Source organism: Mariniradius sediminis, assembly GCF_021491425.1.
Classification (GTDB): domain Bacteria; phylum Bacteroidota; class Bacteroidia; order Cytophagales; family Cyclobacteriaceae; genus Mariniradius; species Mariniradius saccharolyticus.
In genome coordinates, this window is record NZ_JAKEVZ010000014.1 from 84470 (window position 1) to 106531 (window position 22062).

Below are 22062 nucleotides of genomic sequence, written 5' to 3' on the forward strand. Positions count from 1 at the left end.
TCAACCCGAATGTGCAGCAAATCACATTCGCGCCACAAACCAATCCCCATGAGACTCTTTTCTGAGTTGTTTCTGAGACTTGACCAAAGCAACAAAACCTCTGACAAGGTCAATGCTATGAAGGATTTTTTCCGTCAGGCAAGCGATGAAGACCGGATCTGGGCCTTGGCGTTTTTCACCCACAGACGTCCCAAAAGGCAGGTAAACACCCGTCAATTGAGGAACTGGTGCAGCGAAAAATCGGGAATTTCGGATTGGCTTTTTGAGGAATGCTATCAATCGGTAGGCGATCTGGCGGAAACGATCGCCCTGCTACTGCCCGCACCGAGTTTCTCACAGGAAATGTCCTTGGCCTTCTGGACTGAGTTCCTTATCGGCATGGAACATGATCCCGAAGAAACAAAAAGAGATAAGATATTTTGGGCTTGGGACCAAATGGACAAGGATGAGCGGTTCATTTTCAACAAGATCATTACAGGCGGCTTTCGGGTAGGAGTCAGTCAAATGCTCGTCACCCAAGCCGTAGCGGAAGTGTTTGAAAAGGAAAAAACCGAAGTCGCGCACCGCTTGATGGGAGATTGGAATCCAGCGAAGACGGATTTTAGGCAATTGCTTCTGGATGATTTCGGTAATTCAGACGGATCAAAGCCATATCCCTTTTGTCTCGCCCACCCTCTTGATTCAGAAGCAGAAGCCTTGGGCAGTCCAAGCGAATGGCTTGTTGAATGGAAATGGGATGGCATTCGTGGGCAGATTATCCACCGCAGGGGCGAGGTACATATCTGGTCGCGTGGGGAAGAATTGGTAACGGAAAAGTTTCCCGAACTGGTCCAAATGGCAAAAACCCTTCCCCTCGGAACTGTCTTGGACGGTGAAATCATTGCCTTTCAGGATGGAAGTCCCCTACCCTTTGCCGTCCTTCAAAAGCGCATCGGACGAAAAACACTCGGAAAAAAAATCCTTCAAGAAGCGCCTGTGGCTTTCATCGCTTACGATGTACTGGAATGGGAAACCAAGGATTTGAGACAATCCGAATTAGTAAATCGTAGGGAGAAATTGGAGTGGCTGAAAGACTTACATGTGGATCCGAAATTGGTCATTTCAGAAAGGATAATGGCCGATTCCTGGGAAGAGTTGACGGAAATCAGGAGCCAAGCACGAACATTTATGGCAGAAGGAATGATGCTCAAGAGCCTTTCGTCTGCCTATGAAGTCGGAAGAAAACGTGGTGCCTGGTGGAAATGGAAAATCGAGCCGCTATCTATTGACGGTGTGATGGTTTACGCCCAAAAAGGCCATGGTCGGCGTGCAGACTTGTATTCCGATTATACGCTGGCAGTTTGGGACGGTGACCGCCTAGTTCCGTTTGCAAAAGCTTACTCAGGTCTAACCGACGCGGAAATGCGTGAGGTCGATCGGTACGTCAAAAACAATACTTTGGAAAAGTTTGGTCCTGTCCGTACCGTAAAGCCGGGATTGGTTTTTGAGATCGCATTTGAGGGAATCCAGGAGAGCAGTCGACATAAGTCAGGCATCGCGCTTCGCTTTCCCCGCATCCAAAGGTGGAGAAAAGACAAACCAATTCAGGAAGCCAATACCCTGCAGGATCTGAAAGACTTGTTGAACGCATATGGAAAATAAAGACCTCCAAGTGGGTATCCAGTACTTTGACGATAAAGGCTGGGTTCCCTTTGATTTTCAGCTTCGGGCATGGAGGGATTTTTTGGAAGGAAAGTCCGGACTGCTCAATGCCCCCACGGGTAGCGGGAAGACTTTTGCGCTGTGGTTTCCGCTCATCCTTGAGTACATCAAAGAACATCCCGACAATTGGCGCAAACCGAAAAAAAACGGCACATTGATGATTTGGGTCACACCACTTCGGGCATTGGCCCAGGATATCCAAAAAGCAATGCAAGAAGTCTGCGACCAAATCGGTCTGCCTTGGAAGGTCTCCGTACGCAACGGCGACACCGACAACAAAGAACGAACCTATCAAAAAAAGAATCCGCCAGAATGCCTCGTGACGACGCCCGAAACGCTGCATGTTCTGTTGGCCCAAAAGGAAAACCAAATACTTTTTCGTGACATGCGTGCCATCATTGTAGACGAATGGCACGAGCTTGTCGGTAACAAGAGAGGGGTCCAGGTACAACTGGCTTTGAGCTATATGCGTAGCATTTGCCCACAACCCATCAAGCTGTGGGGCATATCTGCTACGATTGGTAACTTAGAAGATGCGTGCAGGATTCTTTTGGGAAAGGAAAACATACACATCGTCAAGGCGGATATTGAAAAGAAAATCGAAATCCACACCGTATTTCCCGATGAACTTGAAAAGTACCCTTGGTCTGGGCATTTGGGCATCAAATTGATCGACAAAGTCCTGCCGATCATTGATCGCTACCATTCGGTCTTGCTTTTTACCAACACCCGCGCCCAAACTGAAATCTGGTACCACAAGATCATGGAAATCCGGCCAGATTGGGCAGGATTGGCTGCTTTGCACCATGGCTCGCTCGACCAAGCGGTACGCACATGGGTTGAGGAATCGCTCCATGCGGGAAAGCTGAAACTCGTCGTCTGCACCTCAAGCCTTGATTTGGGAGTCGACTTCAGGCCCGTAGAAGCGGTGATACAAATAGGAAGTCCGAAGGGTGTGGCAAGATTTGTACAGCGTGCAGGGCGTTCACGCCACCAACCGGGACTGCCCAGCGAAATCTATTTTGTGCCGACCAATTCGCTGGAAATGATCGAAGCTGCGGCATTGAGAAGCGCCGTCGAAACCGGCGAAATGGAAAGTATCCACTGTCCCGAGTTGACCTACGATGTCTTGGTGCAGTTTCTGGTCACGCTTGCGGTTGGTGATGGTTTTCGGAAGGATGAACTTTTCCAAATTCTCAAACACACCTACTCCTTTCAGCATCTGACCTGGACAGCATACGAGTGGGCATTGAATTTTGTAACCAAAGGCGGCGAGACGCTTGGAGGCTACGAGGAGTTTTCCAAGGTCGAAATGGGTGATGATGGGGTTTTCAGGATCAAAGACAAGAGAACTGCCATGCGCCATCGGCTTTCCATGGGTACCATCGTCAGTGATCCGATGCTTAAGGTGCGGCTGAAGAACGGCACCTTCCTCGGCATGATTGAGGAGTATTTTTTCTCCAAACTCAGGCCGGGCGATCGGTTTTTTTTTTCCGGTCGCAACCTGGAATTTGTCCAAATAAAGGACATGAGCGCAATCGTGAAGCTCTCCACGCGAAAAAGCTCCAATACGCCCTCTTACATGGGCGGAAGAATCTCGCTTACTTCGAAGCTTTCCGGGAAGATCAGGGAAATCCTGCGCGATGCCTCTCAAGGGATTTTTGCATCAGAGGAAGTCAGGTATGTTGCCCCTCTACTGGACCTACAGCAGCGGCTTTCCACTATTCCCGATGATAATACTTTGCTGATCGAAAAGAATATTTCCAAAGAAGGCCACCACCTCTTCTTTTTCCCTTTCGAAGGCCGGATGGTCCATGAGATTTTGGGTAGCCTATTGGCCTACAGGATTTCGGTAAATTATCCGATTACCTTCAGCATAGCGATGAATGATTATGGATTTGAGCTGCTGTCCGATTCACCGATTCCAATAGAGGACATTTTGGAAGAAGACTTGTTTTCAGAACACAACTTAGAGGAAGATATTTTGAGGTGCGTCAATGAGAGCGAAATGGCGAAGCGGAAATTCCGGGATGTCGCTACCATTTCAGGTCTCGTGTTTCAAGGATTCCCTGGAAAACCCGTACGCTTCAAGCACCTCCAATCGAATTCCGGGATTCTATTTGGCGTTTTTGAAGATTATGACCCTGAAAATTTGCTTTTGGAACAGGCGCATCGGGAAGTCTTGGAAATGCAAATGGAACGAGACAGCATCTTTGGAGCGATCCGGAAAATCAATCGGCAGCAAATCGTTCTCAAGAAACCCGGTCAGTTTACTCCTTTTTCCTTCCCCATCATGGTCGATCGCCTGCGCGCCACACTGTCTTCGGAGTCATTGGAAGAAAGAATTGCAAAGATGAGGGCGCAAATGTTGGACTGACCTGTGTTCATCGGTCTGAAATCATTTTCTGTCAAAGGGGCAAACCTTAAAAAAAGGTTCTGAGTCAAGTCAAAAAAGTCGAATTTTGACTGGTCAACTTTTGGTGGGACAAGTAAATCGCCTTATTTTGGATTTTCATTCGACAATCAAAAAACGGCGATGCCCCTAAATCACCCCAAAAAAACTGCAAGCATAGCGGCGTGGATTATTCTGTCCTGCTTTTTGGGCATTTATCAGACAGCTTTTGGGCAGAGCAATAAAGCGCAAGAGCTATACCAGCAATACCTGCAAACGAAAGACCTTAGGCAGAAACTGACAATCGTTTCGGATTTGGCTTGGGAGGTGCACCTTTCGGACTCTTCGAGGAAATACTATGAGGAAGCAATTGAACTCGCCAAGCTGCTGGAAAATCCCGAGTTGCAAGCACAAAACCTAAACCGATTGGGAATCGCCTACCGAAATATTGAGCTGCAAGAGGAGTCCCTCAAGATGTATGAAGAGGCGCTTAAAGTAGCCAAAAGTTCAGGCAATCATAAGGAGGAAGCCTTTGCTCTCAACAATATAGCACAGATACATTACTATCAGGAGTCCTATGAGGATGCTATGACATACTACGAGGAAGCAAAAGATATTTTCCTGAAAATCAATAATTTAGATGGACTTGGCTATACCTACACTGGAATGAGCGTGGTACAGACAAAAATCAAGAATTATCAGGAAGCATTGGCGCTAATCAACCAAGCGATTGAAATCCGTGAAAAACTGGCCGATGTCAGGCAAATCTTCATTTCGAAGATGAACCGTGGCCGGATTTACCAGCAGATGGGTGACCTGGAATTGGCAGAGCGCGATTTGAGCCAGTTTATGGAATATAGTCTGGAAAACGACAAAAGGGGTGCAATCTATGTGTTGGGTGAACTAGGCAACGTTTATTTTAAAAAGAAGAATCTACGGAAAGCTGAGGAAGTAGCGGCAAAGGCAATTGAAATTAACGAAGAAATCCCAGCTTCCGAAGCGATGATTACAGCTTATGGGCTCCTATATCAGATAGCCAATTTCAAGGGCGATACCGATGCGGCGAAGCAATACCTGGATAAGTTGGATGAGGCCCGCCAAACCTTTACCGAAGAAAAGACAAAGTTGTACCTTTCGGGCATCATGGTAAGAAAACAGCGGGAAGAGATTGCCTCCCTAAACCGCGAAAAGGAGCTGATGGAAGCAAACCAGCGATTCAAAAGCTATGTCCTTTACGCGCTATTGCTAATGGCGTTTTCCTTTTTCCTTGCATTTTCAGTGTACTACCGATCGTTCAAAAAGGAGAAAGCCAGCTCGAAAATGTTGAAAACGAAGCAGGAGGAAATAGAAGCACAAACTGCCGAATTGGATAAGCTCAATCAGGAAAAGGATAAGATTTTCTCCATTCTCGCCCATGACCTCAAAGCGCCGATGGATTCACTTTGGGCCATGGTCAACCTCCTGAACGAACAAAACCTTACCAAAGAAGAATTTGAGGCCTATCTGCCGATTTTAAGCCAAAGCATCGGCAATAATTCCATTCTGCTCGAAAATGTGTTGGTATGGTCAAGGAGCCAAATGAACGGAATCCGCGCCGAAATATCTTCTTGCAACCTCTACACACTTGTAGAATCCAACATCAACTTTTTCAAAACGTCCCAATTCTACAAAGGCCAAAACCTGCAAAATTTCATCCCGAAAAACCTGGAAGTGGAGGCAGATCGAAACATGCTGGACATCGTGTTTCGAAACTTATTGACCAATGCCTTGAAGTTTACGGACAACGGTGACATGATTTCAATTTCAGCAGAGGATTCCGGTAGGTTTTATACGATCTCGATCGCTGACCAAGGCACTGGAATTCCGGAAGCGAACTTGGAGAAATTGTTTGGCAATCAATTTTTCTCGACACGCGGCACCCATCGCGAAAAAGGTTCTGGTCTTGGACTATTGCTCTCGAAGGAATTGATCCAGAAAAACAAAGGAGACATTTGGGTCGAAAGCCAAATCGGCTACGGATCTACCTTCAGCTTTACGCTTCCAAAACCCTAATTTGCACGCCAGAAATAAGGCGTAAACAGGATCAGGATCGTAAACAATTCCAACCTTCCCAAAAGCATGATGCAGGAAAGGAATATCTTGGTGAATGGGTCAAAAAACGCGAAGTTGTCAACAGGACCTACTTCTCCAATCGCGGGACCCACATTCCCAAGTGTAGTCGCAACGGCACCAAAGGAAGTGAGAACATCATAGCCCATCAGGGAAACTACAATCGAACCCAAGACGAAAATCATCAAATAAATCAACAGGAAGTTCATGATATGGGTGATGATCTTTCCTGTGACGCGTTCACCGTTTATTTTGAGGGGAACCACCGCTCTTGGATGAACAATACGTTTGAATTCGAGCCATGAATTTTTCACAAAAGTTAGGTGGCGGATATACTTGATACCGCCGCTGGTAGATCCTGCCGAAGCACCCAAAAACAAAAGCATGAAGAAGATTAGAGTCAAACCACTATGGTAGGCTGTATAGTCCGCCGTAACAAAGCCCGTTGTTGTAACAAGAGATATTACCTGAAACATCGTGTCCCGGATCGCTTTTTCCAAGTCCTGTTGCCCTGAATAATAATAAACCGGCAATGAGAGAAAGAATACAATCCCGATCAATGAAAACAGATACGCCCGAAATTCATCTGATCTCCATGCCCTGTGAAACTTTCCGGTCAGTCCAAAATACAAGACCGTGAAGTTTGTTCCAGCCAAAAACATAAAGAAGATCGCTACATACTCGATGAAAGGTGACTGGTAATAGGCCAAGCTTGCGTTTTTGGTCGAAAATCCGCCCGTTGCCATGGTTGTCAAAGCATGGTTGACCGCATCGAAAAAATCCATGCCCGCAATGCGAAACATTATGCCGGCCAGCACGGTGAGTCCTGTGTAGACATACCAAAGTCTTTTTGCGGTTTCCTGAATCCTCGGATGCAGTTTATCAGAGGTTGGACCGGGCGACTCTGCGACAAATAGTTCGATTCCACCAATTCCCAAAAGGGGGAAAATGGCCACTGTCAACACGATTATTCCCAAACCACCGATCCATTGGATCATGCTTCTCCAAAAGAGTATGCCCTTTGGAACCACCTCGATATCTGTCAAAATCGTCGCACCCGTAGTCGTAAGCCCGGAAACTGTCTCGAAAATCGCATCGGGAATCGTACTTGTTGCTCCGCTCAGTAGAAAGGGAAGCATCCCAAAGAGTGTCATTAGGAGCCAACTTACAGCCACGATGAGATATCCTTCGCGTTTGCGGACATTTTGGTCCTGCTTGGATAGAGAGAAAAAAAGCGTCGCACCTATCACAAATGACGTCGCAGCTGAAAGCAGCAAAGGGCCATGGTCTCCACTTTTGAAATAGAGGGAGAAAGCAATTCCGGGAAGCATGAGTGATGCCAAGAGCATCAACAAGCCTCCCATGATTTTGCCGATAGCTTTGTAGTGGATCATTTCAGTGGAAAAATTTCTCTAACGCAGCCTTCGCCGCTGGCAAGGCCAAAATGATCGCCTTATCGTCGACGTTCAAAACAAAGTCGCCATCTGGAATAAAAACATCCTCGCCTCTAATAACACCGGCGACAATGGCGGTATCGGGAAAATGCAGTTCTTTTAGTGGTTTTTTGGTCACCCGATTGGTTTTCGCAACAGAATATTGGACGATCTCAGCATCCACACCATAAATGCCGGAAACTGATTCCACTTTTCCCTTTCTTAAAAACCGGGTGATTTGGTTGGCAGCGACAAGTTTCTTGTTGATGAGGGAATCCACGCCAATGCTATGCGAGATGTGGATATATTCACGCGTGTCTACATGCGCGATCGTTTTGTAAACCCCATGGTTTTTGGCACTCAGTGAAGTGATGATATTGGTTTCGGAAGACTCGGTCAGTGAAATGAAAGCCTGCATTTCCTCCAAACCTTCTTCGATCAAAAGTTCGATATTTTTGTAATCCCCATTGATTACCAGGGCATTATTCAGTCTCTCGGAAAGCCACTTACATCGTTCTTTGTCTTTGTGCACCAAAGTAACCCGGTATTCGTCCTCGAGCTTAAGGGCAGTCGTGTAGGCCATATCGTCACCGCCTATGATCATGACGTTTTTGATGGTGATTTTCTTCTGGCCAAGTAGTTCGATGATTGATTCGACCGCGCGCTTGTTGGAAATGAAAAAAACATGGTCGTTGTTTCTGATGATTGTGCTTCCCCGAGGTATGATGGTCATCTGATCCCTTACAATCGCAACGATACGGATATCCTCAAAAAGCTCCTCATCGCTGATATCCTGGATTTTCTTGTTCACCAATGGACTGTATTGGTCCAAGGTGATGCCGACAATATTCAGCTTTCCTCCTTCAAATTCAAAAACATCCGTGAAATTGGAGTTCTTGATCATCTTGAAAATCTCTTCGCTGCACAGCTTGGTCGGGGAAATGATATTGTCGATGCCAACATTCTTGAAGTACACTTCATGTTCTGGATCGAGGTATTCATGGTTCCTGACTCGAGCAATCACACGCTTGGCGCCAAGCTGCTTGGCCAAGGTGGCCGCGACAATATTTGTTTTCTCTGACGTCGTCACTGCCATAAACATGCTCGCATCCGTGACGTTGGCGTTGTTGAGTACCTCGATCGAGGTAGCATCCCCCACAAGGGTCAATACATCCAAATGGGAAGCTGCGTAATCGAGCGCATCCTTGTCCAGATCGATGAGGGTGATGTCTTTGTTTTCGTAACTCAGTTGCTCAGCTAGGTGATATCCCATATCGCCGGCACCTGCGATCACTATGTTCATTCCCATGTATAAACCTAAATAGTCAGGATTAAAAGGTACGCCTGCCTAAATCGCGGAAAAGGTAGGATGTTTTGAAACTAAGCGCAATAAGAATCTTTAAATTTATTTGCAATACGACTGAAGGTATTTTGTCGTCTGTTCGTTGCCCAGCTCAAGTGCCTCCCTCCAATCAGCACATGCCGCGTTGCGATTGTTTGTTTTGTAAAAGCAAAACCCCCTATTGGTAAGCACGTCTGCATTGTCTGGACTCAGTTTCAACGCATAGTCATAATCTGGAATTGCCTTCGCATGTTGGTTGGATTTCAAGAAGCAGTTGCCGCGGTTAAAATGATAAGCCCAAACAAGCGGAAAATCCTCCCCATTTTTCATGGAAAACGCTATGGCATCAGAATATGCCTCTATCGCCTCAGGCAATCTATTGGCCTTTTGAAGGATATTACCAAGGTAATAAGCCATCTCGTCATCCTCCTCAAATATCGTCAGGCCCACCCTGAGCGTCTCAACCACCGCATCTGTTTTGTCGGGTAAATTGCTGCCGGCACGGTAAAGATTCAAATAGGCTGAATGAAATGAGGGATCCTGCTCGATTACGGTCACCAATACCTTGTAGGCGGTAGCATAATTGCCATCGCTGATCATGGTGATTGCTGCATTGTTCACTTCGATGGAATTAGCCCTGGTTTCGCCCTCGACATCAAAGATTTTCTGCGAAAACGACTGGGCGTAAACAAAGAGGAAAAAGAGGCAGGAGAAGATCAATTTCATAAACGACTGTTTTCTCCAAACTAAACCACCCAAAACGAAAAAACCAATGATTACTCGAGCATTTTTTTTCCTTCATTCTCAGGTAATTCCTCTACTTCCCTCAACTTCCTTTGTATCACCCGTGTACGTGTCCCGACCAATTCATCCAAATCATGGTGGGCTTCTGAAATTTTCTTTTGGGCCTTGCTGATCAAATCCCCAAACTTGGAAAACTCCATCTTCACTGCACCCAAGATTCGCCAAACCTCACCGGATCGTTGCTGGATTGCCAAAGTACGGAAGCCCATCTGCAGGCTATTGAGCATGGCAGCTAAGGTTGTCGGCCCTGTGACGATGATTTTGTATTCCCGTTGTAGAAAATGGGCAAGCTGTGGATCGCGCAGCACTTCGGCGTAAAGGCTTTCCATCGGCAAAAACATCACCCCAAAATCTGTGGTGAACGGTGGTTTCAGATACTTTGAACTGATATCAAAGGCGGATTTACGAATGGATTTGAAAAGCTCTATCCTCGCTGTTTCGATTGTGTTTTTGTCCCCAGATTCATAGGCGTCTAAAAGCCGGTAATAGGTTTCTTGGGGAAACTTGGCATCAATAGGCAGATAAACGGGACCGTCGTCCCCGTTGCCTGGCATTTTGACGGCAAATTCAACCCGCTCCGCAGTTCCCGCATGCAGGTTTATGTTGGTTGCAATCTGGTCCGGGGTGAGGATATTTTCCAATATCCCCTGCAACTGATATTCACCCAGCATGCCGCGGGTTTTGACATTGCTAAGGACACGCTTGAGGTCCCCTACTCCTGTCGCGAGATGCTGCATTTCTCCAAGCCCTTTTTGCACTTCAAGCAGCTGTTTGCTCACCAATTCGAAAGACTGGCCCAACCTGGCCTCCAAAGTCTTTTGGAGCTTTTCGTCCACGGTTTCCCGCATTTTTTCCAGTTTCTCCTCCGTAGAGGCCACCATACGCTCCTGCTTCCAGACCAATTCTTGAAACTTCTCCCGTTGCAAGGCATTGAATTCCTGTACGTTTTCACGAAAAAGGCGTCCAAAATCCTTCAGGACATCCGCTTGGTCTTTGGAACTTGCCCTTAAGGACTCAAACACCAACCCAAACTGCTGGATGAGTTGGGACTGCATCTCAGTCCGATTGTTTTGGGCTTCCTTTTGAAGCGTTTCTCTGAGCTGCAGCAGCTCGGATTCGAATTTCTTCGTGTTACTTTTCTCTGGACCCAACTTTGCGATCAGCCAGATCTGACTGGCCAACAAAAGCAGAAGCATGGCCAAAATGGCCCATTCGATTGACATAGCTGTAGTACGTTTTGGGGGAAAGATAATCCCTATCCACACTAACGCCCAGAAAAGCCAAATATTCCGCGACAGTTTCAGTCGGTGATTCTTCCATAGGAACATGACCGACATGATCAAAAACCTTCAAAGTAGCGCGGGGTATGGCTTTCTCTAATCGCCTTCCATTGTCGAGGGATATCCACTTATCCTCTGCACCCCACATGATGAGCACGGGCATGTTGATTTTTGAGAAATCCAAGTCATAGGGCTTTCTTCCAGTCAATCGATCTACTGTCGCCTGTCGATTGCCATCTCGGCGCAGCAATTCATAGTACCGTGTCAGCATGTCCTCTGTGATTTTGTCATCGTCCGCAAAAACCTGCTTCAGATTCATTCCAAATAGGAATTTTGGGGTGCATTTCAAAAGTAGCTTATTGAAAACCGGATTTTGGGCAACCTTAAATATCCAAGCCCCCGAATTGTAGGATTTCACCCTAGAAGAATCCTTGGCCAGTGAAGGCGGTGCGCCGGCTGCATCCACCAGATTCAGCGTCAAAATGCGATCAGGAGCCTCAGAAGCCAGCCTTAATGCGACTGCTCCGCCCATACTATTGCCAGCCACATGGAATTTCTGGAGATTCAGTTGGTCCGCTATGTCCAGTACAAATCCAGCATAGTCTGTGATTCCGTAGCGTTTTTGAGAGTCCGGACCAGTAAGGCCATGTCCAGGTAAGTCCATCGATATCGTCATAAAATACCGACTCAATTCATCCTCCCAGGCTTCCCAAGTATGCAGCGAGGAAAAGGATCCATGTATCAAAAAAATAGGTTCACCCTCACCTTTTACCTTGAGATGGATGTTGATTCCGTCCACATTTAGAAAATGTGAATACTCATCGGTGTACTTGGGTACGAGTGATTCAAAGGACAAATCAGGGCGGTAACTCGCAACAAGGCCTACCACGAGGATCAGTAATACAACTAGGAGGAATTTTGCGATTCTTAGCACCAATTTCTTCACGGCAGAGGGATTCAGTTTTTAAATATATAAAAACCGCGAAAAGAAAGGGCGGGACCTCGCAGTAATTGCGTGATAGTTTGCGACGCTTTATGCCTAAATTCATTCAAAAAGAGGTAACTGAAACAAAATAAACGGGTTTCGCGCTGTCTAATAACTTGGCTCGCTTTTCCTAAAACCCGATAGATTTTTGCTACACAAAATAAAATCTACTATAGTTTTTATTCGAAATGTGACAAGAATCGGTTTATGGCGTTAATTTTGACAGCAAAGGGGAATTATACCGAATCAGTTTTCGATTCTTTTTGGGTCATTCAAACCAGTCTTACATGAAAAACAATCAGGAGAAACAGAAAAATATCTGCGCGCTCACGATGGCCAGAAACGATACTTTCTTCCTGACCAAATGGATCGATTACTATGGCGGTCAACTCGGCAAGGAAAACCTCTATGTGTATCTGGACGGCGAAGATCAGGTTGTTCCCGAAAATGCCGCAGGAGTGAATGTGACCAAGCGACCGCATAAGCAAGAGGAAATGACAGTCGGAGACAGGACCCGCATCGGTTTCCTAAATCAGGAGGCCGCAAAACTGCTTCAGCGCTATGATTTGGTGATTGGATGCGATTGTGATGAGTTTCTGGTCGTAGATCCCAAGGTCGGCAGGTCGCTCCGCGCCTACTTGAGTGGTATCAAGGTACGCCCCTCGGTCTCGGGCTTGGGCTTGGACGTGGGTCAGAAAATCGGCGAAGAGCCTACTCTGGACCCAACTAAGCCTTTTCTTTCCCAAAGGAGCTATGCGCTTTTGGATTCCCAATACACCAAACCTGTGGTGATTTCCAAACCAGTGACTTGGGGTGCGGGTTTTCATCGAGTGAAAAACCACAACTACCGGATCGACAAAAACCTCTATCTGTTCCATTTTGGCTCGGTGGATATCAGCATACTGGAAAATAAAATGAAAGACTCCGAACGGTTGAAAGCGGGCTGGACGAAGCATATGCTCCAAAGACGGAGGGCGATCGATCTAGCTGGGAAGAAAAAAGCGAAACCCGGCGACACCTATCTTCCGATTGCCCATATGCTCCAAACGATCATCAGGCATCCCTTTGCCTGGTTTAGGCCTTACATGTACTTTTGGAAGCTTATAGTCCATATTCCAGAACGTTTCAAAAATTCCGTATGAAAAGCATCTGTGTGATTACCATGGCCCGACACGATAATTTTTTCCTTGAAAAATGGATCAAGTACTACGGGCATCAGATCGGAGAGGAACATCTGTACATCTACCTGGATGGAAAGGACCAAGACCCACCAAAGCATTCCGGCAAAGCAAACATCATCTTTTGTGACAAAATACCGGGACCAATCGGCTCCGCAGAACCCGGGCGCTTGGCATTTTTGTCCAAGAAAGCCGCCTACCATCTGCAGCAATATGACATAGTCATCGGCTGTGATGCCGATGAGTTTTTGGTGGTCGAACCAAAGTTGGGCAAGACACTTGGCGAATACCTCGGCAACCTGAAAATCCGTACCACCGTCTCAGGTGTCGGCTTGGACGTCGGTCAACGCGAAGGCGAAGAAGGGCAATACGACCCCAACAAAGGTTTTTTGGAACAAAGGAGCTATGCGATGATCGCCCCGGACTATACCAAGCCCTGCGTCATCACCAAGCCCGTGACCTGGGGTGTGGGATTTCACCGCATCCGCGGACACAATTACCATATCGACAAGAATCTCTACATGTTCCATTTCGGCTGCTTCGATGCCAAAATGATCGCTGATCGCTTCAAAGATAAGGACCGCCTTGCCATGGGTTGGGAAAAGCACCTCAACATGCGTCGGAGAACCATCGAAGCCGTATCAAAGCACGAGGCGAAAGACGGCAATGTGTGGCTGCCCCGTGCGCAGTTCATCCAAAAATGGTTCAGACCGCCGTACAAATGGAACCGACCTTCCATGCTCAACATGGAGATCATCATCAGAATCCCGGAACGGTTCAGAAATTGTATTTGATTCAAAGCCAATCGCCCTTTGTCCAAAAAACCAACATCCATGAAAATATTTTTTATCATCAAAGGGCTCAACTACTCGGGGGGAACGGAACGCGTGACTGCGATATTTTCGAAGGCCTTGATTGACCGTGGGCACCAGGTCCAGATCGTCAGCATTGTCGGCAAAGGTGAAAATCCATTTTTTACGTTTGACAAAAAGGTGATTCGCCACTATCTGGAGGGGCCTAAGTCAAGCGGATTGCCGATCGTCAGGGATATCCGAAGGGTGCGGCTGATGAAGGACCTGTTTGCAAAGGAAAAACCAGATATCATCATCATCGTCGATGCGGGCCGCTCTTTTGTCAATATTCCCGCTACCAGGGGATTTACGACCATTACTTGGGAGCACTTCAATGTCAATACCAATTGGCACCTGATGCATTCGCTCTCCAGAAAAATCGCTGTCAAGCATTCCGATATGATCGTGACCCTGACACAGGGTGACGTGGAAGCATATCAAAAGAAATTTGGTGCCAAAAAAGTGATCTCCATCCCCAATCCCATCACGGTAGATGTTTCCGAGAAAACACCGATGAAAGAAAATCGGGTTTTGGCTGTCGGGCGAATTGTAGATCAGAAAGGTTTCGATTTGTTGGTAAAAGCCTGGCATATCGCACATCCAAAGGCTCCCGATTGGAAACTTCGGATTGTGGGGGCGGGAAAGCTCCAGAAGGATTTGGAAAAATTGATACAATCCTTAGGGGTTTCCGAGAGCGTGGAAATCCTCCCTCCCACAAAGGATGTCGTCTCCCAGTACAAGCAGGCTTCGATTTTTGCACTTTCCTCCAGGCACGAGGGACTTCCCTTGGTATTGATAGAAGCGATGGCAATGGGTCTACCAGCGGTGAGTTTCGATTGCGAGACAGGGCCGAGGGATATCGTGATTGACGGAGAGACCGGGATTTTGGTCCCACCTCAGGATATCGACAAGATGGCAGCGGGACTTGTTGACCTGATGACCAATGCCGAAAAACGGAAAGAATTCTCCCAAAAAGCCATCGAAGCTTCCGCAAAATTCGGGATCGAGGCCATTGTGGACCAGTGGGAAGCACTCTTCAAACAGCTGAAATCATGAAAGTAAGCGTCCTGATGCCCACCTATAACCATGCCGCGACGATTGGGCAGGCGATCAATAGTTTTTTGATGCAGCAAACGGATTTCCCTTGCGAATTGCTCATCTCGGACGACGCTTCGTCGGATGATACGGCATCCATTGCAAAAACCTATGCGGAAAAACATCCGGACCGTATCCGCCTTTTTGTAAAGCCAAGCAATGAAAGCTTGATGAAGAATTACAAAAGCCTGTTGGAAAAGGCACAAGGACAATACCTGGCAATCTTGGAGAGCGATGATTATTGGACGGATGAAAGGAAATTGGCAAAACAGGTGGAATTTCTGGACCTGCATCCGGATTTTGGGCTATCCTTTACCCGTTGGCAGCGTCTCAGGGACGGAGAGTTCCAATTAAGTGGGGACGAGACACCTATATTGGAAAGCCATAACCACCAACTTTATGAATACCTGCTGCTGCGCAATATCATTTTCTCGCCCACAGTCTGTTTCCGTAAAGCCCTTTTTGATAAGTATTGTTCGATAGCGGATTACGTCGATTTGAGGTTCGCCACTTTTGACTACCCTGTTTGGCTTTCGATCGCAAAACATGCCAAAATCCACTATTTGGCTGACAATACCGCCGTTTACCGTGTTTCGTCCACTTCCATCAGCAACTCCGGAGACCTGGACAAAAGGTTGGGCTTCGAATATGAAACGGCCCGCATTCGGCGATACATCATCCAAAAGTATGGGAGTGGAAGCCTCAAAATCTCCCAAATCTCCAAACGGGAGAAAATCGTGCGTGCGCGGATTTGCTTCCGCAGCGGCAATTTTGGAAGGGGCATATTGGAGATTTTCAGGTAGTCTTCTGACGTCATGTAGCGGTGGGTCAAAAGATAAAAACATAGACCTCTCCATCGTCTAGGTGGCAAAAAAGGTATAATCCCCACCCGAACTTGATGTCGTGGAAGGCCCGTTCGTGCCGATTTCTCGCAACCATTAAACCCATTTGCCATAGCTAATCTCCATTGGAAACTTTTGCGGCAACAGGATTGTGTTTTTTCTATATTTTTTCAGAATGAAAAATTATGCCATTTGGATTGCGGCATGGCTGATGCTGGCCTGTGCGAGCACAAAGCAAGCAGACAAAATAAACTTGAATGACGTTCAGGTCGCACAGAAGTTGATTGGCTTGGAATTTTCCGAAGCCAAGATCGATACGATGTTGGGCTATTTGGAGGAAAACCTGCAGGGCTACGAGCAGATGCGCACCTTTGAATTGTCCTACGACACAGAGCCCGCATTGTATTTTGAGCCGTTTCCGATTGGCTTTGAATTTCCCAAGGAAACGCCCATTCACCAATGGGAGATTCCCGACAACGTTGACTTGCCCGAAAATCCTGAGACCATTGCCTTTCTGCCGATTTTGGAATTGGCTTCCCTTATCAAAAGCAGAAAATTGACCTCGGTTCAATTGACGGAAATCTATCTTTCCCGCATCAAAAAGCATGATTCCCAACTGCTTTCCTTCGTCACCGTTACCGAAGAACTGGCCTTGGAACTGGCAAGAAAAGCCGACGAGGAGATTGCAGCCGGGAAATACAGAGGTCCGCTGCATGGGATTCCATACGGTGTGAAGGACCTCGCAGCTGTGCCCGGCTATCCAACGACCTGGGGTTCGGAACCCTACAAAGACCAATACCTCGACCAAACCGCCACCGTGGTGAAAAAGTTAGAGGATGCGGGAGCAGTTTTGTTGGGAAAATTGGTATCCGGGGCGCTCGCGCGCGGCGATGTGTGGTTTGGCGGCAAAACCAAAAATCCATGGGACCTCAGCCAAGGAGCCACAGGTTCCTCGGCAGGTTCAGGATCGGCAACGGCGGCAGGCTTGGTGGCATTTTCAATTGGGACGGAAACACTTGGATCTATCGTATCCCCTTCCCATCGCTGCGGTGTCACGGGACTCAGACCGACCTTTGGGGCGGTGAGTCGGCATGGATTTATGACCTTGGCCTGGTCTATGGACAAGGTTGGACCCATAGGACGATCAGCGCAAGATTGTGCCGTCGTATATGATTTCATCCGGGGTCAGGACCACTTGGAGAAAACCGTCAAGACGACTGGTTTTTCTTATGCATATCCAACCGAAATCAAAACGCTGAAGGTGGGCTATTTCCAGAAGTTGTTTGAGACTGATTCGGGAAAAGTCTTGCCGCAATTTGCTTCGACATTGGAAGAGTTTCGGCAACTGGGCATTGAACTTCAACCTGTGAACCTGCCGGATTCATTTCCTTTTGAGGTTTTTGATATCATCTTACGGGCAGAGGCCGGAGCATTTTTTGATGAACTTGTGAGAACTGGCCGGGTGGACCAGATGGTCGAGCAGCACCGGGGCTCCCGGGCAAACTCCCTGAGACAGTCACGGTTTATCCCTGCTGTAGAGTATATCCAAGCCAACCGGCACAGGACGCGCTTGATTGAGGAATTTTCCAAGGCCATTGCCGGATTTGACGTGGTGCTCTCCCCCACCTTTGGCGGCAACCAAATGATGATTACCAACTTGACCGGGCATCCCGCCTTGGCCTTACCGACCGGATTCGACGAGCGGGGACGGCCAAAAGGAATCACCTTGTTGGCAAATTACTTTGACGAAGCTAAAATCCTGCAACTCGCTGAAGTATATCAGGCAAGCTACTCCCACCATGGAAAGGTGCCGACTGGGGTGAAAGGGCAGTAGCAGGAGGCAGTGGCAGTAGGCGGTGTCAGTCAGATCACCCCCTCATCTCCTTATAGGCATTGATCAGCCCATTGGTAGAGGCATCGTGGCTACTGACAGGCCCTGCGTCCTTGAGTTCGGGAAGAATGGCGTTGGCAAGGACCTTGCCGAGTTCTACGCCCCATTGGTCAAAGCTGTAGATATTCCAAAGGACTCCTTGGACAAAAATCTTGTGCTCATACATCGCAATCAAGGCACCCAGGGTATAGGGAGTAATCTGTTTTATGAGAATTGAGTTGGTCGGGCGATTGCCTTCAAATACCCGATGTGGCGCAATTTGGTCGATTTCCGAGGCGGATTTGCCCGCTTTAGCCATTTCCGATTTGACTTCCTCGAGCGACTTTCCGTTCATCAGCGCCTCCGTTTGGGCGAAGAAATTGGATAGCAACTTGACATGGTGGTCACCCACGGGGTTATGGGAAATTGCCGGCGCGATAAAATCACAAGGAATCAGGTGGGTACCTTGGTGGATCAGTTGGTAAAAGGCATGCTGTCCATTGGTACCTGGTTCGCCCCAAATGATCGGCCCTGTCGTGTAATTGACATTCTCGCCGGTACGGCTGATGTACTTGCCGTTGGATTCCATGTTTCCCTGTTGAAAATACGCGGCGAAGCGGTGCAAATACTGGTCATAGGGCAAGATCGCCTCGGAGGTAGCTCCAAGGAAATTGCAGTTCCAAATCCCGATCAGGGCAAGGATCACGGGAATGTTTTTTTCAAATGGCTCATGGCGGAAATGCAGGTCCATCGCATGCGCGCCCGTGAGCAAGGCCTCAAAGTTGTCAAAACCGATCGCACAAGCTATAGGCAGACCGATTGCAGACCAGAGTGAATACCTTCCGCCTACCCAGTCCCAAAACGCAAACATGTTTTTGGTATCGATCCCAAACTCCGCTACAGCCTTCGCATTGGTTGAAAGCGCCACAAAATGCTTTGCTACCGCCGCGCCGTCTTTGGCTTTTTCCAGAAACCAACTCCTGGCCGTATGGGCGTTGGTCATGGTTTCTTGGGTAGTGAAAGTTTTGGAAGCAATGAAAAACAAAGTTGTCTCAGGGTCTACCCTTTTCAGCGTTTCCGCCATGTGGGTACCGTCCACGTTGGATACGAAAAACACCTCCAGATTGGGATTTTGGTACGGTTTCAAAGCTTCGGTGACCATCACTGGCCCAAGGTCCGACCCCCCAATCCCAATATTCACCAAGGACTTGATGGGCTTGCCCGTGTATCCAAGCCAATCCCCTTGGGAAACTTGGTCGGCAAAGGCCTTCATCTGCGCCAAAACAGCATTGACATCGGGCATTACGTCTTTTCCGTCAGCAAAAATTGGCTTGTTGGAGCGGTTTCTCAAGGCAGTATGCAATACTGCTCTGCCCTCCGTGCCGTTGATTTTTTCTCCGGTAAACATCGCCTCGATGCCGGATTTCAAGTCCAGTTCCACTGCCAAATCCAACAGCGCCCGCATGGTTTCGTCATCCAACCTGTTTTTGGAAAAATCAACCAAGACGTCTTCCCATTTGATGGCGTATTTGTCAAATCGCGCAGGGTCAGTGAAAAGGTTTTTGATTTGCTGATGTTTCTTGACTTCCGAAAAATTGGCAAGACGCTTCCAAGCTTGGGTTGTGGTGGGATTCTGGGATTTCATGGCAATAGGTTTAAAACTTGGCACAAAAATAGAAGATAATATCCGTGGATGAAACCGATTTCGGCGGCATCAAGGTGTTTGTCGAGAAAATAATCTTTGGTTGATAAAAACTATCCAATTATTTTCACAACCAATATTAGTACGATTACGATTAAAGAATAAATTTCTATCTCCTTCAAACTATGACTCGCAAGATGTTTTTTACCCTATTGGGTCTCGTTTTCTGTATGAATCTATCAGCAAACGACAGGGCGAAAATCCCATTAAACAGACATTTCGTGCCGCTTCAGAAGCCCCAACAGGATATGGCTTTTATGAAAGTTGTCAATCCAATCGCAGATGGAAAGCAGGTGGAGCGGATTTATGATCTCGACAACAAACTCGTTCGGATTGTCACGAAGTATTTTGAAAACGGTAAGAATCCGACAAAAACCGTTTGGGAAGACGTGGACACAAGCGGACAGGTTTATAAAATCAAAGAAAGGAAAAACAGCGAGAACAATTACACGATTTACTACCTCCAAAACGGAAAAGTCATCGCTGAATACTACGGAAATGAACAGGAAGTAATTTTTGGAAAGAAAGTAGTCAATGAGGAAAAGGTCGTTACCTCCACGAATATTTTTGAGCCGGGATTCAAAAAATCAGTGGTCGATTACCAAGAATTTATAAGGCAAAATCTCCAATACCCCGTCGAAGCGAGGAAAAAAAGACAAGAAGGCACGGTTGAATTGGCTTTGGAAATCAAAGGTGATGGCTCTATCGGCCGAATCGAAGTCGTGAACGCAGCAGATGTTTATCCTCTGTTACAAGAAGAAGCCATCCGGGTGCTTTCCTTGTATGGCGAGGGATTCCGCGGAGCGGTGGATATGGAGGGAAATCCTGTCACCAAATGGATGTATCTCCCGATACATTTCAAGCTGGGCTGAGTTTTTTGGACCGAATACATGAGCCTGGGAACGGAAAAGCCAACGAGACTATCGTGCGGAACCTCTTTATACTTTTGACTGGTTGAAAAAAAGTTGAACCTGAAAAGTCGAACTATTTCGTAGGAAGGACCTTCGTTTCCACTTCGCCAAAGCCCACGCGGACATCTCCCATCTGCGAAAAGCCTTTCATGATGACGGTATCGCCATCTTCGATAAACTTCCTCTCCACGCCATCTTCCAAAATAACTGGCTTGGTTCCCTTCCAGGACAACTCCAACATAGAACCGAAGCTGTCGTCAGTTGGGCCCGAGATGGTCCCCGAAGCCATCATGTCGCCGACATGGAGGTTGCAGCCGTTAATGGTGTGGTGCGCGAGTTGCTGCGCAATGTTCCAATACATGTACTTGAAATTGGAAGTGCACACTTTGGACGGCTTCATGCCCTCAGGCTGAATGTAGACTTCGAGCTGGATATCAAAAGCATGGTCCTTGGAAGTTTGCAAATAAGGAAGTACTTCAGGCGTTTGTTCGGGGCTTTTTTTCCGGAATGGTTCCAAAGCCTCCAAAGTCACGATCCAAGGTGAGATACAGGAAGCAAAGTTTTTTCCCAAAAATGGCCCCAAGGGCACATATTCCCAAGACTGGATATCCCGGGCCGACCAATCGTTGAACAAAACGAATCCGAAGATATGGTCCTCCGCTTCCGAGGTAGAGACGGTGTCGCCCATTTTGGTCGACTTCCCGACTACAAATGCCAACTCCAACTCAAAATCCAATCTTCGGCTAGGTCCGAACTCGGGACTCTCCATTCCTTGATCCTTGAATTGGCCTTTGGGCCGATGGATCGGAATTCCAGAGGGGATGATGGACGAAGCCCTCCCATGATATCCTACCGGAAGGTGCCTCCAATTGGGCAAAAGGGCATTTTCCGGATCACGAAACATCTTGCCTACATTGGTGGCATGCTCGATGCTGCTGTAGAAATCCGTGTAATCCCCCACTTTCACCGGCATCAGCATTTGGGCTTCCTTCATGGTAACCAATGCTTTGCCTCGGCATTGGTGGTCACGGAGTTTTCCATTTGTTTCCAACAACAAATCACGGACACGCTCCCTCACCCTCTTGGTTACAGGCTTTCCAAGTGCGATAAAGTCGTTTAAGTATTCCCGTAAAAAAATGTCGTTGGGAAGCTGGGTGATGTCCACAAAAAAGCCTTCGTCATGTAACACGGACAGATCGATGATCTTATCCCCAATAGCTATACCTGCACGTGGCGTAAGACGTTTGGTTTGGAAAATCCCGAAGGGCAAATTGTAGATACTAAAATCGGAATCCTTAGGCACCTGAACCCAACTGTTCAAGGCTTGAATGACGTTGGATGACATACTCAAAAATCTTTTTGGCTGGCCAAAGATAAATAATTGAGAGGAAGAAAAAACTTGAACAGCTTGGATCGGCCTTCAAATACCATTTGCCTCAAATGTTAGTGAACATTTTTAATTCTGAAATATGCGCAATGGGTTATTGACTATTCTGTTTTTTAAACTTTTTATGCAAGCGATTGAAGTTGTTCGATTTTTTTAGCAAATTACCTTCGCCATCTGAAC

The 22062-nt window shown here is 47.2% G+C and carries 16 protein-coding genes; 9 read left to right on the plus strand and 7 right to left on the minus strand.

Annotation, left to right across the window (positions count from 1 at the left end; genetic code table 11):
* Positions 1-48 precede the first annotated feature (48 nt).
* The 3 genes from L0U89_RS16685 (at position 49) to L0U89_RS16695 (ending at position 6145) form a co-directional block, all read left to right on the plus strand.
* Complete coding sequence (locus L0U89_RS16685) at positions 49-1641, plus strand: ATP-dependent DNA ligase (RefSeq protein ID WP_234862557.1); 1593 nt, start codon at positions 49-51, stop codon at positions 1639-1641.
* Positions 1631-4078: a ligase-associated DNA damage response DEXH box helicase gene (locus tag L0U89_RS16690; protein ID WP_234862558.1), complete on the plus strand. Its 2448-nt coding sequence runs from the start codon at positions 1631-1633 to the stop codon at positions 4076-4078. The genes L0U89_RS16685 and L0U89_RS16690 overlap by 11 nt, the downstream gene beginning before the upstream one ends.
* Before the next feature lie 159 nt (positions 4079-4237).
* Positions 4238-6145 (plus strand): sensor histidine kinase, encoded by a 1908-nt coding sequence (locus tag L0U89_RS16695; protein ID WP_234862559.1) that lies wholly within the window; start codon positions 4238-4240, stop codon positions 6143-6145.
* Here L0U89_RS16695 and L0U89_RS16700 read toward each other — a convergent pair.
* The 5 genes from L0U89_RS16700 to L0U89_RS16720 all read right to left on the minus strand — a co-directional run bounded on the left by L0U89_RS16700 (position 6142) and on the right by L0U89_RS16720 (position 12007).
* Positions 6142-7596: a TrkH family potassium uptake protein gene (locus L0U89_RS16700; RefSeq protein WP_234862560.1), complete on the minus strand. Its 1455-nt coding sequence runs from the start codon at positions 7594-7596 to the stop codon at positions 6142-6144. The two genes, L0U89_RS16695 and L0U89_RS16700, sit on opposite strands and share 4 nt — an antisense overlap.
* Position 7597: 1 nt before the next feature.
* Positions 7598-8944: a Trk system potassium transporter TrkA gene (gene trkA / locus L0U89_RS16705; RefSeq protein WP_008628832.1), complete on the minus strand. Its 1347-nt coding sequence runs from the start codon at positions 8942-8944 to the stop codon at positions 7598-7600.
* Between the two features lie 96 nt (positions 8945-9040).
* Positions 9041-9703, minus strand: coding sequence for a tetratricopeptide repeat protein (locus tag L0U89_RS16710; RefSeq protein WP_234862561.1), 663 nt, complete (start codon positions 9701-9703; stop codon positions 9041-9043).
* A gap of 50 nt (positions 9704-9753) precedes the next feature.
* A complete protein-coding gene (locus L0U89_RS16715) occupies positions 9754-11004 on the minus strand; it encodes a DNA recombination protein RmuC (protein ID WP_234862562.1) in 1251 nt (416 codons plus the stop codon).
* Positions 10913-12007 (minus strand): alpha/beta fold hydrolase, encoded by a 1095-nt coding sequence (locus L0U89_RS16720; RefSeq protein ID WP_234862563.1) that lies wholly within the window; start codon positions 12005-12007, stop codon positions 10913-10915. The genes L0U89_RS16715 and L0U89_RS16720 overlap by 92 nt, the downstream gene beginning before the upstream one ends.
* A gap of 326 nt (positions 12008-12333) precedes the next feature.
* On the opposite strand from L0U89_RS16720, the gene L0U89_RS16725 reads away from it, so the two are divergent.
* The 5 genes from L0U89_RS16725 (at position 12334) to L0U89_RS16745 (ending at position 17846) form a co-directional block, all read left to right on the plus strand.
* Complete coding sequence (locus L0U89_RS16725) at positions 12334-13188, plus strand: glycosyltransferase family 2 protein (RefSeq protein ID WP_008628828.1); 855 nt, start codon at positions 12334-12336, stop codon at positions 13186-13188.
* The gene (locus L0U89_RS16730; protein WP_234862564.1) at positions 13185-14018 is read left to right on the plus strand and encodes a glycosyltransferase family 2 protein; all 834 of its coding nucleotides are present in this window, start codon (positions 13185-13187) and stop codon (positions 14016-14018) included. The genes L0U89_RS16725 and L0U89_RS16730 overlap by 4 nt, the downstream gene beginning before the upstream one ends.
* Positions 14019-14057: 39 nt before the next feature.
* A complete protein-coding gene (locus L0U89_RS16735; RefSeq protein WP_234862565.1) occupies positions 14058-15131 on the plus strand; it encodes a glycosyltransferase family 4 protein in 1074 nt (357 codons plus the stop codon).
* On the plus strand, positions 15128-15973 hold the full coding sequence (locus L0U89_RS16740; RefSeq protein ID WP_234862566.1) for a glycosyltransferase family 2 protein: 846 nt from the start codon (positions 15128-15130) through the stop codon (positions 15971-15973). Before L0U89_RS16735 ends, L0U89_RS16740 begins: the two co-directional genes overlap by 4 nt.
* 214 nt (positions 15974-16187) lie before the next feature.
* Complete coding sequence (locus L0U89_RS16745; protein WP_234862567.1) at positions 16188-17846, plus strand: amidase; 1659 nt, start codon at positions 16188-16190, stop codon at positions 17844-17846.
* Between the two features lie 34 nt (positions 17847-17880).
* On the opposite strand, the gene pgi is transcribed toward L0U89_RS16745, so the two are convergent.
* Positions 17881-19527 (minus strand): glucose-6-phosphate isomerase, encoded by a 1647-nt coding sequence (pgi, locus tag L0U89_RS16750; RefSeq protein ID WP_234862568.1) that lies wholly within the window; start codon positions 19525-19527, stop codon positions 17881-17883.
* A 182-nt stretch (positions 19528-19709) separates the two neighbouring features.
* Here pgi and L0U89_RS16755 point away from each other — a divergent pair, with 182 nt between their 5' ends.
* Complete coding sequence (locus tag L0U89_RS16755; RefSeq protein ID WP_234862569.1) at positions 19710-20456, plus strand: energy transducer TonB; 747 nt, start codon at positions 19710-19712, stop codon at positions 20454-20456.
* A 112-nt stretch (positions 20457-20568) separates the two neighbouring features.
* Here the strand turns inward: L0U89_RS16755 and fahA are convergent, their stop codons facing one another.
* On the minus strand, positions 20569-21840 hold the full coding sequence (gene fahA, locus L0U89_RS16760) for a fumarylacetoacetase (RefSeq protein ID WP_234862570.1): 1272 nt from the start codon (positions 21838-21840) through the stop codon (positions 20569-20571).
* Positions 21841-22062 lie beyond the last annotated feature (222 nt).